We start from the raw sequence: 14,554 nt of genomic DNA, 5'->3' as shown, positions 1-14,554 counted from the left end.
TTATTGTTTTTAGTTCGATAACACAGTGCTGAAATATGCAGTGATTGAGGATGTTACCTTTGAAAGGTTTTTATCAATTTGCGAGTTTATTTTGCTCATTGAAGAGTCAAGCTCAGCTGATATTTTTTCATCTATCGAAGAAAGTAACGTTTGTGTATCAACATTACTTTTTAAAGACTCAGTGGCGTCTATGTTGTTTGTTTCTTGCTGCTTTTTATTAGCTGGGTTAATCGCCTCTACGCTTTCACCAATTATGCATTGATTAAAATTACTTTGAACGGTGTGTTGTTTAGCGTCAGCTGCAATAACTGAAGTTGTATTAAAAGCAGTTGCTAGTAGTAAAGCCGGTAGTACTTTTTTCATTGTGCTATTCATAATTAAACCTTTTATATTTTTAATTGCAGCCAATTTAGAATCACAAATGTTTTTTTACTAAGCTGCTTGTTGATGACGGTTTAAAGAATATCGCTGAATTTATTGAGAGTCGCTTATCTAGTTATGAGCAATTAATAGATAAGGTTTTTAAATTAAATAATTGTTTTAATTTAGAGGGTTAGCCTTAAACCTTATAATGCTAATATAAGGTTTAAAATGCTTTTTCTATAAAAGAAAGTGTAGATGTGATACGGTTTATAAAAATAAAAATACGTAAAGACTATGAATTATCAAATCGGACCTTGGCAATTTATTAGTAATCGCTGTGTGATTACTTCAAACCATTTAGAAAGGGAATTAGATCCACTTTTAGTAAAGCTATTACTTCACTTTATAGACAAGCCTCAACAAATTGTTTCCCGCCAAGAGCTTATTGAGAGTGTGTGGCAACAGAGCTTTGTTGATGATAATGCGATTAACCGTGCAATCTCAGAGTTAAGAAAGCAGCTTGCCCATCCAATTGAAAAAGCGCCGCTTTTAAAAACGCATTACCGTAAAGGATATAGCCTAACAGTAATACCTGAGCGTTTAACGCAAGCAAACATTTTGAAAGAGCCTGCAAACATTCTGCCTGACTCACCAGGTATTTCTGCCAAAAATGAAGAGATAGCTACTGCAACTACTTCTCAACCAGTTCAAAAAAAGAACAGTAAAAAGTTTTTGATTTATTCTTTACTCGTCATTATTTGCCTGTGCTCTTTAGTATGGTTTGGGTTGTTTTTTATTAATGCACCTTCTAGTGAAAAGATTAAACAGATCACGGTTAATAAAGTAGCAAGCACGTGGAATATAGGCAGTGAGGTTCACCCTGAGATGTCCTCAGATAAACAATATTTAGCTTATACAAATGTTGAACCTGAAAATGACATAATGCATGCATTTGTAAAGCGACTATCTGATCAAAGGGAGGTTGAAATTACCTATCCTGGCTTTCAAGTATCTATTTTATCGTGGCAGTTAAATCAGCACGCAGTGCTTATACAAGCTACAAACTTAAAACAACAGCAGTGCGAAATGGTACTGGTTGATTTAAGCCAGTTTCCTATTGTTGGTGAGGCTACATTAATTAAAAAGTGTGACCTTAGATACACCGGCTACGCACAAGTAGACGAAAATAGTGAATATATTTATTACACTGAATATAAAAATGAGCAAGATGGCTCAGGTTTATATAAATTTGATTTAGAGTTACTAAAAGAGTCCATTGTTATTCCACCACCAGGTGTAATGTATGGCGTAATAATGCCGCGCTTATCTTCTTCAGGTAATAAAATAGCATATATACTTAGTCAAAAAGGTCAGCCTTTTTCGGTGTTCAGCTACGACTTTTCTACGCGTGAGACTAAGCGGTTATTTAAAGCAAACAAAAGTATAATTAGCTTCGCGTTTGACTGGCTTGCAGACGATAAAGGCGTGATTGTTTTTGAAGACTCTGACCTTTCAACCATTGTGTTTGATGAAAATAATATTATTAAACGCACACTAACGGTTACCCCAGCAATTTCACCTTATTATATTGCAGTTCAATCTGCTAATAGCCTCTTTTACTCAGCAAATAAAACACAAGCATTTTCGTTAATTAAAGCGACTAATCTTTTTAGCGATGTTTCTGAGTATGAAGCACTCTACAAAAGTGATGAAGACGACTACCACATTGTAGAAGTCATTAATGAGAAAGGGCCAGCGCATATTTTTGTATCCGAGCGCTCTGGCAGCAGTCAGTTGTGGTTATCTCAAAATGGACTTACAAAGCAACTTAGTAACTTTACTTATGAAGGGAAATCTACCTTTGCTATTGGCGGGCTAAGAGTATCGAGTAAGCAAGATCGTGTTTTATTAAGAGTTAATAGCGATATTGCATTTTTTGACGTTATGTCGAACAAACTCTATACCATAGCTGAGTTTAAAGGGCGAAAAATACTAAACTATGTATGGTCTAAAGATAATGAAAGTATAATTTATTTAGAGCGAAGTGGTTCAGAAAACCTATTTGCTCAGTTTAATTTATTAACGCGAGACACAACTATATTAGAGGATGTTAAAGCCAATAAATTAATTTCAGGCGCTGACGGTACTAATTATGCAATTACTAATAATCAGTTAATTAAACTATCAAATAAACAGAGTTGGGAATTACCCAAAGACGCGCGACAAGCACAACTTTTTGCTATTAATGATAATTACCTTTACTACTCTGATGCGATTTCAAGAGTTGCTCGGCTTAATTTAGAAGATAAAACAGTAAAAGATGTGCACGTGGATTTTAAACCCATCGCATTTTTTATTAGTGATAACAATCAAATTTTCTTTACAGAATCAAAATATAAAGACATGCAAATAATACAGATAAGTTGGAATAACTAGGGTCTGTTGAGCTTTCAAGGTTAAATTTGCAGCAGTGTGTTGTTTTTCTTTAATAACATTTTCGATTGTTATACCAATTCGCTTAATTAAATAAGCTATTTTGAGGATGGAAAAACGTGTTGGTAGCTAGGCAAAAAGTTCGCTATTTAGTTGTTCTCGGCAATAGCTCCTGCATTGCTCTACCTTCTGCATCCATGCAGTCGTAAATGAGAATTTTTTAACACAGGTAGCGACACGTTTAGCCCCGCAAAATGATTAAGTATTATTGCGGATTGGTATTATGTTGATAAAAGAAAAATTAGAGCCAAAAAATAGCGAGAAGTGAATCTTCTCGCCATTTTTAATTAAGTGTAATCTCTAGGGTTAAATAACTTTAGTGCCGATTGATTTGTAACAACCGAACCTCTATTTATTTAATAGAGGTTTTAAGTAATGCCCAGTATGTGAATGCTCACACTCAGCTACTTCTTCTGGCGTACCTGCAATGAGTATTTCACCACCGCCAGCACCGCCTTCAGGTCCTAAATCAATAACCCAATCTGCTGTTTTAATAACATCGAGGTTGTGCTCAATAACGACAATTGTATTGCCGTGATCGCGCAAGCGATGAAGTACAACAAGCAGCTGTTCAATATCAGCAAAGTGTAGGCCGGTTGTGGGCTCATCTAATATGTAGAGTGTTTTACCTGTATCTCGTTTAGAAAGCTCACGTGCAAGTTTTACACGCTGAGCTTCACCACCTGAAAGCGTGGTAGCGGCTTGACCTAAGCGGACATACGATAAACCAACGTCCATTAGGGTTTTAAGCTTGCGGGCAATAGCCGGTATTTTGTCAAAATACTCATGCGCGTCTTCAACAGTCATCTCAAGTACTTGGTGTATGTTTTTACCTTTGTATTGGACTTCGAGCGTTTCACGGTTATAGCGTTTGCTCTTACACACATCACACGGTACATACACATCAGGTAAAAAGTGCATTTCAACTTTAATTAAGCCGTCACCTTGGCACGCTTCACAGCGTCCGCCTTTAACGTTAAAGCTAAAGCGACCTACTTTGTAGCCACGTGAGCGCGCTTCTTGTGTACCTGCAAATAATTCACGAATGCCGGTAAATATACCTGTGTAGGTTGCCGGATTTGAACGAGGAGTACGACCAATTGGGCTTTGATCAATATCGATCACTTTATCAAAATGATCTAAACCGCTAATTGATTTATACGGTGCCGCTTCGGCAGTGGTTGCGCCATTTAGCTCTGTATGAGCAAGTTTAAATAAAGTATCGTTTATTAGCGTTGATTTACCTGAGCCCGATACACCTGTCACACAGGTCATTAAACCAAATGGGATTTTTAAATCCACATTTTTAAGGTTATTACCCGTTGCGCCAAATAGCTCTAGCCATTTGTCGTTCGTTGGGTGACGCTCTTTTGGTATTTCTATTTTACGTACGCCTGATAAAAATTGGCCCGTAACAGACTCTTTGCTTGCTAAAATATCGTCGCGCGTACCTTGTGCAATAATATGCCCACCATGAACACCCGCACCTGGACCAATATCAATAATATGATCAGCGGCTCGAATTGCATCTTCATCGTGCTCTACCACAATAACGGTGTTACCTAAGTCGCGTAAATGGATTAGTGTTTGTAGTAAGCGGTCGTTATCGCGTTGATGCAGCCCAATAGATGGCTCATCTAGTACGTACATTACACCTACAAGACCGGCACCAATTTGACTGGCTAAGCGGATACGTTGAGCCTCACCACCTGATAATGTATCGGCGCTACGTTCAAGTGATAAATAATTTAGGCCAACGTTAATTAAAAACGATAAGCGGTCGCGAATTTCTTTTAATATTTTTTCAGCTATTTGGCCTTTTTGTCCGGTTAACTCTAAACCTTCAAAAAATTCCATGGCTTCACCAATACTCATGCATGTGATTGCAGGTAAGTTGGTTTGTCCAATAAATACATTTCGAGATTCTTCGCGTAAGCGTGAGCCATGACAGCTAGGACACGCTTGGCTTGTTTGGTATTTAGCAAGTTCTTCGCGTACAGAGTTTGACTCGGTCTCGCGGTAGCGGCGATTCATGTTATTTAAAACGCCTTCAAACTCATGGTTACGCGTAATCAAATCGCCACGGTCGTTACGGTAATTAAACGCAATTTTAGTGCTACCAGAGCCATCTAAAATAATTTTTTTCGATTCGCTGTCTAAATCTTGATAAGGCACGTCTAAATCAAAATTGTAATGATCTGCAACCGCTTGCAGCATTTGATAGTAATAAAAGCTGCGTTTATCCCAGCCTTTAATTGCACCGCCAGCAAGGCTTAACTCTGGGTTATGCACTACGCGATTAGGATCAAAATATTGGCGTATACCTAAGCCATCACAGGTTTGACAAGCACCAGCTGGGTTATTAAACGAAAACAAACGCGGCTCAAGTTCAGTCATTGCATAGCCACAAGTAGGGCAGGCAAAATTTGCTGAAAATAGAATTTCTTCAGCGCTGCTATCGTCCATGTATGCTACATGTGCAACGCCATTAGACATTTCAAGTGCAGTTTCGAATGATTCTGCTAAGCGTTGTTGTAAGCCATCTTTTACTTTAAATCTGTCTACAACAACTTCTATTGTATGTTTTTTATGAAGCTCAAGTGTTGGTGGATCAGACAAGTCACATACTTCACCGTCTATACGGGCGCGAATATAACCTTGGCTAGATAGCTGTTCTAATAACTTAACATGCTCACCTTTACGCTCTTTTACTATTGGCGCAAGCAGCATTAATTTACTACCCTCAGGTAGAGCCAAAACAGTATCTACCATTTGGCTAACGGTTTGCGCAGCAAGTGGTAAATCATGTGTAGGACATCGTGGTTCGCCAACGCGGGCGAACATAAGTCGTAAATAATCGTAAATTTCGGTAATAGTACCTACGGTTGAACGCGGGTTGTGAGACGTTGACTTTTGCTCAATAGAAATGGCAGGAGAGAGGCCTTCGATGTGATCCACATCAGGCTTTTCCATGAGCGATAAAAATTGTCTTGCGTACGCAGAGAGTGATTCAACATACCGGCGTTGCCCTTCTGCATAAAGTGTATCAAATGCAAGTGATGACTTCCCCGAACCAGATAGACCAGTAATAACTATTAATTTATCACGTGGAATGGTTAGGCTGATGTCTTTTAAATTGTGCGTGCGGGCGCCTCGGACTTCAATGTTTTCCATGCTATCTCGTTTATTGCCAAAATTATTTACTCAGTATCGCATAATACGAAGCAATATTAATCCTTGATCAATGAAAAATCCTTACTTATAGGCGATTAATTATTGCCAAGCTTATGGTAGAATCCCAACCTCAATTTTTCATAGAGTAAGATCACGCAGATAATGACCGCATCTTCACTTAATTCACGAGAAAAACGCGCCGCTGTATCACTAGCGAGTGTGTTTGCATTTAGAATGCTCGGCTTGTTTATGCTGATGCCTGTATTGGCTATTTATGGACAATCGCTTGAAGGTTTTTCGCCTATTTGGATTGGTTTTGCCATTGGTGCGTATGGTTTAACGCAAGCTGTATTACAAATACCTATGGGTCGATTATCCGATAAGATTGGTCGTAAAAAGGTTATTGTTGGTGGCTTAGTTGTATTTGCTATTGGCTCTGTAGTTGCTGCATTAGCTGACTCTATCCAAATGGTTACCGTAGGCCGTGCTTTACAAGGTATGGGCGCAATAGCCAGTGCACTACTCGCGTTTGCTTCAGATTTAAGCCGCGATGAGCAACGACCAAAGGTAATGGCCGTTATTGGTATGAGCATAGGAATGAGCTTTGCCTTTGCTATGCTACTTGGGCCAATTGTTGCAGCTTCATGGGGTATTGCAGGTGTATTTTGGTTGACTGCTATTTTAGCTGTCTTTGGTATATTTATAGTGACCATGCTAGTGCCAAATGCGGTAAATAAAGCGCCCAAAGGCGATACATTAGCAAGCTTCAGCGACATTAAAAAATTAATTAAACACCCTCAGTTAGCACGATTAAATGCAGGTGTATTGTTATTGCATTTAACGCTAACCACAATTTTTGTGGTACTGCCGAGTCAATTAATTAAAGATGGCTTGGTTGCCGACCATCACTGGTATTTGTATATTCCAGTGCTATTTTTAGCATTTTTATTAATGGTACCAATAATGATTATGGCCATTAAAAAAGAGAAAGAAAAACAAGCATTTATTGGCTCGGTAGCCTTGTTAACTATTAGTATGTTAGCAATGTCGGTATGGGTTAATAGTGTAGTAGGCATTGCTGTGTGTATGCTGCTTTATTTTGTGGCGTTTAACTTTTTAGAAGCCACTATGCCTGCGCTTGTATCGCGAATAGCACCTGCAAGCCAAAAAGGTTCAGCAATGGGAGGCTACTCATCTAGTCAGTTTTTAGGCGCCTTTTTAGGCGGTATGTTAGGTGGCTATGTAGCACAAACTACAACGACGCAAGCTGTGTTTGCGGCAGCGGCACTTGTTGGGTTAATATGGCTTATTATTGCGTGGAAAATGCAAGTCCCACCCAAAAGTAAAGTTATTAGTTTAATGACCAAATTAGATTCTGAAGAGCATGCTCAAGTACTTGCTTCTCAGTTAGTTGCTTTACCAGGTGTAATAGAAGCAACTGTAGTTCGCGATGAAAGTCGCAGCTATTTAAAGATTAATGATAAAGAATTTGACCTAGACCAAGCGCGTAAAGTCGCTGGTTTAATCTAACATTTATAGGAGATGGTTCCATGGCACGCGGTGTGAACAAAGTAATTTTGGTTGGTAATTTAGGGCAAGATCCTGAAGTTCGTTATATGCCTAACGGCAACGGTGTAGCAAATATTACCCTAGCAACTTCGGATAGCTATAAAGATAAGAACACTGGCCAAATGGTTGATAAAACTGAGTGGCACCGTGTTGTATTTTTTGGCAAGTTAGCTGAAATTGTTGGTGAATATTGTCGTAAAGGTTCACAAATTTATGTTGAAGGTAAACTTCAAACACGTAAGTGGACCGATCAACAAGGCCAAGAAAAGTACACTACAGAAATAGTTGTAGATGGCTTTACTGGTCAAATGCAAATGTTAGGCGCACGTGGTGGCGATCAACAAAGTGGTGGTTACCAAGGTAATCAATCACAAGGTGGGCAACAAGGTGGTGGTTACCAAGGTAATCAAGCGCAAAGTGCTCAACAAAGCGGTGGTTACGGTCAAAATAATCAAGGCCAAAATAACCAGCAACAAGGTGGTTATGCTCCACAACAGCAAGCAGCACCTGCAGCGCAACCTCAGTCAGCGCCTGCACCACAACAAAATAATCAATACCAACAACCGCAAGGCGGCTTTGCACCACAACAAAATAGTGCACCGCAGCAGCAAGGTGGTTTCGCTCCTAAACCACAAAGTGCTCCGCAAGGTGGTGCATCAAACCCAATGGAACCAACCATTGATTTTGATGACGATATCCCGTTCTAGCACACAGTTAAACTAAGATTGTAAGAATAAATAGATTACTTACACCTTTTACACTAAACCCAGTATTCGTACTGGGTTTTTTATGCGTATTGCGCTGTGATGATAATCCAAAAACTATCAATATAAGACCTCATTAGGCTGTAAAGTGAAATAGTATTGTTGGTAATGTTAAATTGCAGTAAGTTTTATCTTGTATTTAATTGATATATATATCGTTAATACTTACCATTAAACTACTTTCCCCTGATTACACAATGAGAAACATGAAAACTAATATCTTATTTTTATTTCTTGTTTTTCAATTCTTGAGCCCTAGTTCACACGCTCAAACTCCTTCAGACGTTACTCATATTTTATTTATAAATTCAACAAATCAAGATATGCCTTGGTATAAAAGTGTTGAGCTTGGACTGCGTACAGAGCTTAAAAAACGTTCTTTTAGTTATGAACTATTTGTCGAAAATATGGATGTAAATCGCTTTGATGAAGTTAATCAAAAGCAGTTAATGAAAGACTACCTCAAACAAAAATATAAAAATAAGCACATCGATATCATCGTTACTCAGTCGCCTTCTGCAGCGACGTTACTATCTCAATTAGACGATTTTTTTATAAATGCTCCACGAATATACTTAGAGCCAGGCGCCCAGTTTAATCTACCAAAAAAGACCAGCGGAGCTGTGATCCAAGCTAAATTAGATTATGCGCAAGCAACAGCAAATGCTGTTAATTTAATGAAACCTAAAAAATTGATCGTAATTTTAGATACAAAAAACGATATTGGTATGAGCTTTCATCGAGGACTATTTTCGGTTATTAACCGTGATTTTTCGTATTTAAATGTAGAAAAGTGGTTTGATCTTCCATTACCAGAATTACTCACCAGAGTAAGAAATGCCCCAGCGGATTCGATTATTTTATTTACCCCCATTTTTAGGCGTTACGATAATAAATCACTTAGTCCTTATCAGCTAGTAGAGCGATTAACTGAAGAAAGTCCGGCGCCAGTGTTTAGCTATTGGGAAGTACTATTAGGCTCAGGTGTTGTTGGTGGGTATGTATTGTCGGGTGAAAAAATAGGTAAACGTATTGCCGATTCAATAGTTTTTTATAATGAAAATAAAGCGTTAAATGAAATTGGTGGTGAAGGGCTTAGTACATACTCATATGATTGGCGACAATTAAGTAAGTTTAATATTGCTCCGCAGAGCTTGCCAAAAGAGTCAATTATCTCTTATTACGAGCCAACTTACTTTGAGAAAAATAAAATATTAATTTACAGCGCTACTGTAATTATTTTTATTCTTAGCAGTTTTTTAGTTTTTGTTTTGTTTTTAAACCAACGCCGCATTCAACTTTTAAAAGAGCTTGATGAAGAAAAGCAAAGATTAGAGTCGCGCGTTGAAGAGCGCACTGAAGAGCTTTTGCACGCCAAGGAGGAAGCTGAGCATCTGACATCCGCTAAGTCTGAGTTTTTAGCAAATATGAGTCATGAAATTAGAACCCCTATGAGTGGGATTATTGGTTTGACTAATATTTTGCTCGAAAAAGGTTTACCTGGTGAGTATGAGTATTATTTAGATAAAATTAAATACTCCTCAGATCAACTTCTGGTGGTTATTAACGATATTTTAGACTTTTCAAAAATTGAGTCTGGAAACATTAACCTTGAAGAATTTCCTTTTTCTGTAAATTCGGTTGTTGATTATATCAAAGCAACCTTCAATGAATTGGCCCAAAGTAAAGGAGTCACATTTGATATTGTCATTGATGAGACAGTTAAGCTGGACTTAATCGGCGATGTAGTGCGAATAAATCAGGTGCTGTTAAATTTATGCTCTAACGCAATTAAATTCACCCCTCACGGCACTGTATCGGTTTTAATTGAGTCAAGAAAGTTATTAGACGATCCGCAAAGTGTTTGCTTATATTTTACAGTTAAAGACTCAGGTATTGGCATTGCTGAGGATAATCTTAGCAATTTATTTGAATCATTTACTCAGGCAGATAGTTCTACAACTAGGAAGTTTGGTGGTACAGGGTTAGGTTTAACAATTAGTAAGCGTTTATGCCAATTGATGGGTGGTGATATAACGGTACACAGCACTCAAGGTGTGGGTAGTGAGTTTGTTGCTTCGGTGGAAGTTAAATTGAACAACCAAGCGTTGATTGATGATACGCCTAACCTAATCTTTACTGATCCGTTTGATGTATTAATTATAGATGATAATGAAGAGGACCTTAAAGTAATTGAAAATCAGCTTACAGCTATGGGTTTAGCATGTACTGCGTGCTCGTCTGCTAAGCAAGCTATTGATATTATTGAACAGAATAAAGAAAAATTTAAAGTCATTATTGTCGATTGGATAATGCCAGCGATGAGTAGTGAAACATTTTTAACGCGTATTTATAATATTAATCCCCAGCTTTGCAATAATATAATTGTACTTACAAGGGATCATGAGGTTTTACTTAATGATGTGGCTAACAAAATAAATATAAACACAATTTTGCAAAAACCTGTTCATTCGAGTGTCTTGTATGAGGAGGTGAAAAGTAGAGTAGTCGGCTCTTTTCATGAAGTGCCTAAAGTAAATGCTGTGAGTGAACAGTCGCTGGCGGGTATTAGAGTATTAGTTGTGGAAGACAATTCAATCAATCGACTCATAGTTACCAACATACTAGAAAATAGCGGCGCTCAGGTTTACTTAGTTGATAATGGATTAGAGTGTATCCAAACAGTAAAATTAGAGCCGTTTGATATAATTTTAATGGATATTCATATGCCTATCATGGACGGTGTTGAGGCGACTCAAATTATTCGTAATGATAGTGATGAAACTATCGCAAATATTCCAATAATTGCCTTAACAGCTAATGTTATGAAAGATGATATTACACGATACTTATCCATTGGCATGAATGCCCATGTTGCAAAACCCATTAAAACGCAAAAACTACGTGAAACTATAATTCGCTATTTAAATAAATAGTTGCGCTATACAAATAATTTAATATTTTTATCAAATACCTACCGCAATCTCTTCCATTGGCTTGAGCCGATTTTTTAATAACTTAAAAAAATTTATAAAATAGAATTTGACTAACGTGTTTGTATGTGGAATTTCATATATTCGATTTTTCGTATATTCACTTGGCAAAGATTGAGTTATAAATGTTAGAAGTTAATGGGTTACCAAATACAAATAAAACACACAGTGTTGTTCCATACACTAAAAATTTTAATGTTAGTTTTTCTGAGCACAAACCTAAAATTTTATTGTTATATGGATCATTAAGAGCGCGTTCTTATAGCAAGTTGGTAATAGAGGAGAGTGCACGTTTATTAACGTATTTTGGTGCTGAGGTTAAAATTTTTAATCCTGAAGGTTTACCTCAAACTGATAGTGAAGATGAATCACACCCTAAAGTACAAGAGTTACGAGATTTAATGCTTTGTCGATGGCTTTCATCTATTTACAGAATAAAGGGCATAGCTGTTTATTTTTGTAAGCTCTCGTTTATTTGAGTGTTTTTTGTTTGGTGCTATTAATAAAAGTTTAAACTTTGTTTGCAACCTTGTGCTTCTATAGATATTGAACAACACTTTAGTTATTAATATAACGAGTGGCAGGCTATGCAAAAGAGTAAACTCTGGCTTTTAAAGTACTTCAAAGGTATCTCTTTTGTTCTGTTTCTGGTGATACTTATTAGTTTTAATTTCATTTTAAATGATGCATTACATCAAAAAGCACATGTTTCTGGGCAGCAGTTTGTTAAGCGTGTTTACGAATTAAATTTATCCCCCTCTATAAATAATGAAGTGTTGGTCGCATTAGCTAAAAATGAAGGCTTTAAGTTAGAGGTGCAAAATTCTTCAGATCACTTTAGGAACTTAATCAATTTAGAACGCGAAGTTTTTACTTTTAAAACGTTAAGTTTGAGCCTTTATCACTATCCAGTGTGGGTAACACAAAGCTACTTATTTATATTTTTAAATTTGATTATATTAGGCGCTGCTAATTGGTCTTATCGCTGGTGGAGCCTGTTAAAAGTAAACCGTAAAGTAATGCTTAAAAATACAGTTATACAGCCGACTAAAATTATTCAACAAAGGCATAAAAATACTCAACTAATCGCACAGACAAAAAAATGTGATTTAAGTTCTTTGTATGGAGTTAATACTGCATCACATAACTTATTTTTACTTATTAAGTGTGATTGTAGCTTTAATAAAAAAACGGATATAGAAGCCAATTTTAAAGTCTTAATTACTAAAAAATTAGCCGAACTTAAAGGTGTGTCGGTAAAAATACTAAACTCTAATTACTTAGCGGTTACCTTACCAAACATTTCTATTAGCGAGTTGAATAGCTACGTTGAAAAGCTTCATAAAAATGTGTTTTTTATATGTCAAAATCATCAACAAAATATTACTCATAAAAATATTAAAATAGGTGCGTGTGATTATCAATTAGGCGCTGATCAAGTGGCGGTTTATAAGTTAGCAAAATCAGCACTCGTACTATCACAAAGCAGCCTATTGCAGCATTGCCACCGTTTAACGTTAAATAACTGCCAAGAAAAACACCTCTCTAGCAAACAGGTTATAGAAAACATTAAAAAGAATAAATTTATATTATTCTTTCAGCCTGTATTTGAACTCTCTAGTGGAGATATCCTGCAGCATGAAGCTCTTATTCGGGTTAGGCATAGCCAACTTGGTTTACTGGCCGCTCGTTATTTTATTAAACAGGTTTATAGTGATCAAGACGCTTTAATATTAGATAAAACTGTAATAACACAAGTCAAAAAGCTAATGCACAGTGAGTCTTCGGCTTTAACAGTTAGTGTAAATCTACACCCTAAAAATTGGTTTAATACTGTATTTTGGGAGTGGTTAGCCAATCAAATGGCAGAGCTTAAGTTAAATACTAAATTACAATTTGAAATAAGTGAGGCAGAATTTTTTACTTATAGGGAGTCGATAACTAATGCGCTTAATGTTATTAAAAAAGGGCATTCACATATTGTGATTGATAATGTAAAAAGCAGTGAGAAAGTAGCCATGCTAGTTGATTATAACCAAGTATGTGGGCTTAAGTTATCATACGAACTGGTTCATTTATTAAATGAAAAAACTCAAAATCAAAAGAAAATAAAAAAGATAGTCGAAGCCGCTAGTCTTTTAAATCTACCCGTATACGCGGTGGGCGTAGAGACTCAAAAAGAGCTACTTACGCTTACCAAATTGGGAGTGGTAGGGGCTCAAGGTTTTTACTTTTCAGAGCCGCTTCAAGAGTTTACGCAAGCGGTATTTAATTAAGGTCTAAATTAACCCTCTATATTTAAGCCCATTTAAGCCTTGAAGCCCGCCGGTATGAACAGCAATAATTTCACTCCCAGATGGGAAATAATCTTGCTCAATAAGCTGCCACAATGCATACATCATTTTTCCGCTATAAATAGGCTCAAGTGGCAGATTATAAGTGTGACTCATGTCTTGGCAAAACTGCCATAACTCAGGTGAAAACTTACCATAGCCACCATCATGAAACTCTGTGAGTAACTGCCAGTTAGTTTGGTTATTAGCTTTAGCGCTCAGCTTTTTTATTTCTTCATTTAAATATTCAGCTTGTTTTAATACCGCTATACCAATAACTTGTGTTGTTGAAGCACTGCCTTCTATTAGTCCAGCAAGCGTGCCACCACTACCTGTAGGACAAACTAAGTAGTTATGTTCGGGTAAGCTTTGTACTAACTCTTGACACCCTAATAAAGCATGTTCATTTGTGCCACCTTCAGGGATGATATAAGCGTTTGGAAAACGCTCTTGCAGAGCATTAAGGTATTCAGTCTCGTGACGTTTTCGATACTCTATACGATTAACAACATGTAGGTTCATACCACAATGTTTTGCAAACTGAATTGTCGGATTGTTGTTATCAAGTTCTGGCCCGCGGATAATTGCATGAGTTGTTATATTAAATTCTTTTCCCGCAGCTGCGCAGGCGTGAATATGGTTTGAAAATGCACCACCAAAAGTCAGAAGTTCTGTCTTATTTATCTTTTGCATGTACGCTAAATTATATTTTAATTTACGCCATTTATTGCCACTTATTAACGGATGAAGCAAATCATCACGTTTTACACCTAAATAAATATTTCTCTTTTTTAGAAACGTTGTATCTATTTGTTGAATATGGTTATTTTCTTTTATTTTGAATGATTTATGCATATTTATTAGT

8 protein-coding genes and 1 pseudogene are annotated in these 14,554 nt (G+C 36.9%); 6 read left to right on the top strand and 3 right to left on the bottom strand.

All coding sequences use genetic code 11. From position 1 onward, the window contains the following. Positions 1-9 precede the first annotated feature (9 nt). Positions 10-375, bottom strand: coding sequence for a hypothetical protein (locus H5087_RS02565; protein WP_182671047.1), 366 nt, complete (start codon positions 373-375; stop codon positions 10-12). Between the two features lie 282 nt (positions 376-657). On the opposite strand from H5087_RS02565, the gene H5087_RS02560 reads away from it, so the two are divergent. Then, positions 658-2,799 (top strand): transcriptional regulator, encoded by a 2,142-nt coding sequence (locus H5087_RS02560; RefSeq protein ID WP_182671046.1) that lies wholly within the window; start codon positions 658-660, stop codon positions 2,797-2,799. A gap of 405 nt (positions 2,800-3,204) precedes the next feature. Here the strand turns inward: H5087_RS02560 and uvrA are convergent, their stop codons facing one another. Next, positions 3,205-6,030 carry an excinuclease ABC subunit UvrA gene (uvrA, locus tag H5087_RS02555; protein WP_182671045.1) on the bottom strand — a complete coding sequence of 942 codons (2,826 nt, stop codon included), beginning with the start codon at positions 6,028-6,030 and terminating at the stop codon, positions 3,205-3,207. 162 nt (positions 6,031-6,192) lie between these two features. Between uvrA and H5087_RS02550 the strand changes: the two genes are divergently transcribed. The 5 genes and pseudogenes from H5087_RS02550 (at position 6,193) to H5087_RS02530 (ending at position 13,632) form a co-directional block, all read left to right on the top strand. After that, positions 6,193-7,560: an MFS transporter gene (locus tag H5087_RS02550; RefSeq protein ID WP_182671044.1), complete on the top strand. Its 1,368-nt coding sequence runs from the start codon at positions 6,193-6,195 to the stop codon at positions 7,558-7,560. 20 nt (positions 7,561-7,580) lie between these two features. After that, entirely contained in the window at positions 7,581-8,306 is a 726-nt protein-coding gene (gene ssb / locus H5087_RS02545; protein WP_039485810.1) for a single-stranded DNA-binding protein, read from the top strand. Between the two features lie 263 nt (positions 8,307-8,569). Continuing rightward, complete coding sequence (locus H5087_RS02540; protein WP_182671043.1) at positions 8,570-11,299, top strand: response regulator; 2,730 nt, start codon at positions 8,570-8,572, stop codon at positions 11,297-11,299. Between the two features lie 182 nt (positions 11,300-11,481). Continuing rightward, positions 11,482-11,763 (top strand): annotated as a pseudogene (locus H5087_RS02535) (NADPH-dependent FMN reductase); the annotation flags it as partial. 180 nt (positions 11,764-11,943) lie between these two features. Beyond that, the gene (locus H5087_RS02530; RefSeq protein ID WP_182671042.1) at positions 11,944-13,632 is read left to right on the top strand and encodes an EAL domain-containing protein; all 1,689 of its coding nucleotides are present in this window, start codon (positions 11,944-11,946) and stop codon (positions 13,630-13,632) included. 3 nt (positions 13,633-13,635) lie between these two features. Here the strand turns inward: H5087_RS02530 and H5087_RS02525 are convergent, their stop codons facing one another. Beyond that, positions 13,636-14,544: a 1-aminocyclopropane-1-carboxylate deaminase/D-cysteine desulfhydrase gene (locus H5087_RS02525; protein WP_182671041.1), complete on the bottom strand. Its 909-nt coding sequence runs from the start codon at positions 14,542-14,544 to the stop codon at positions 13,636-13,638. Positions 14,545-14,554 lie beyond the last annotated feature (10 nt).

The sequence above is a fragment of the Pseudoalteromonas sp. SR43-7 genome (genome assembly GCF_014163785.1).
In the GTDB taxonomy this organism is placed as follows: domain Bacteria; phylum Pseudomonadota; class Gammaproteobacteria; order Enterobacterales; family Alteromonadaceae; genus Pseudoalteromonas; species Pseudoalteromonas distincta.
This window is presented reverse-complemented; position numbering and strand designations above follow the sequence as displayed.

Coding starts and splice junctions, on each gene's coding strand:
- H5087_RS02565 (WP_182671047.1), bottom strand. CDS start 375: ATGAATAGCACAATGAAAAAAGTACTACCGGCTTTACTACTAGCAACT.
- H5087_RS02560 (WP_182671046.1), top strand. CDS start 658: ATGAATTATCAAATCGGACCTTGGCAATTTATTAGTAATCGCTGTGTG.
- uvrA (WP_182671045.1), bottom strand. CDS start 6,030: ATGGAAAACATTGAAGTCCGAGGCGCCCGCACGCACAATTTAAAAGAC.
- H5087_RS02550 (WP_182671044.1), top strand. CDS start 6,193: ATGACCGCATCTTCACTTAATTCACGAGAAAAACGCGCCGCTGTATCA.
- ssb (WP_039485810.1), top strand. CDS start 7,581: ATGGCACGCGGTGTGAACAAAGTAATTTTGGTTGGTAATTTAGGGCAA.
- H5087_RS02540 (WP_182671043.1), top strand. CDS start 8,570: ATGAAAACTAATATCTTATTTTTATTTCTTGTTTTTCAATTCTTGAGC.
- H5087_RS02530 (WP_182671042.1), top strand. CDS start 11,944: ATGCAAAAGAGTAAACTCTGGCTTTTAAAGTACTTCAAAGGTATCTCT.
- H5087_RS02525 (WP_182671041.1), bottom strand. CDS start 14,544: ATGCATAAATCATTCAAAATAAAAGAAAATAACCATATTCAACAAATA.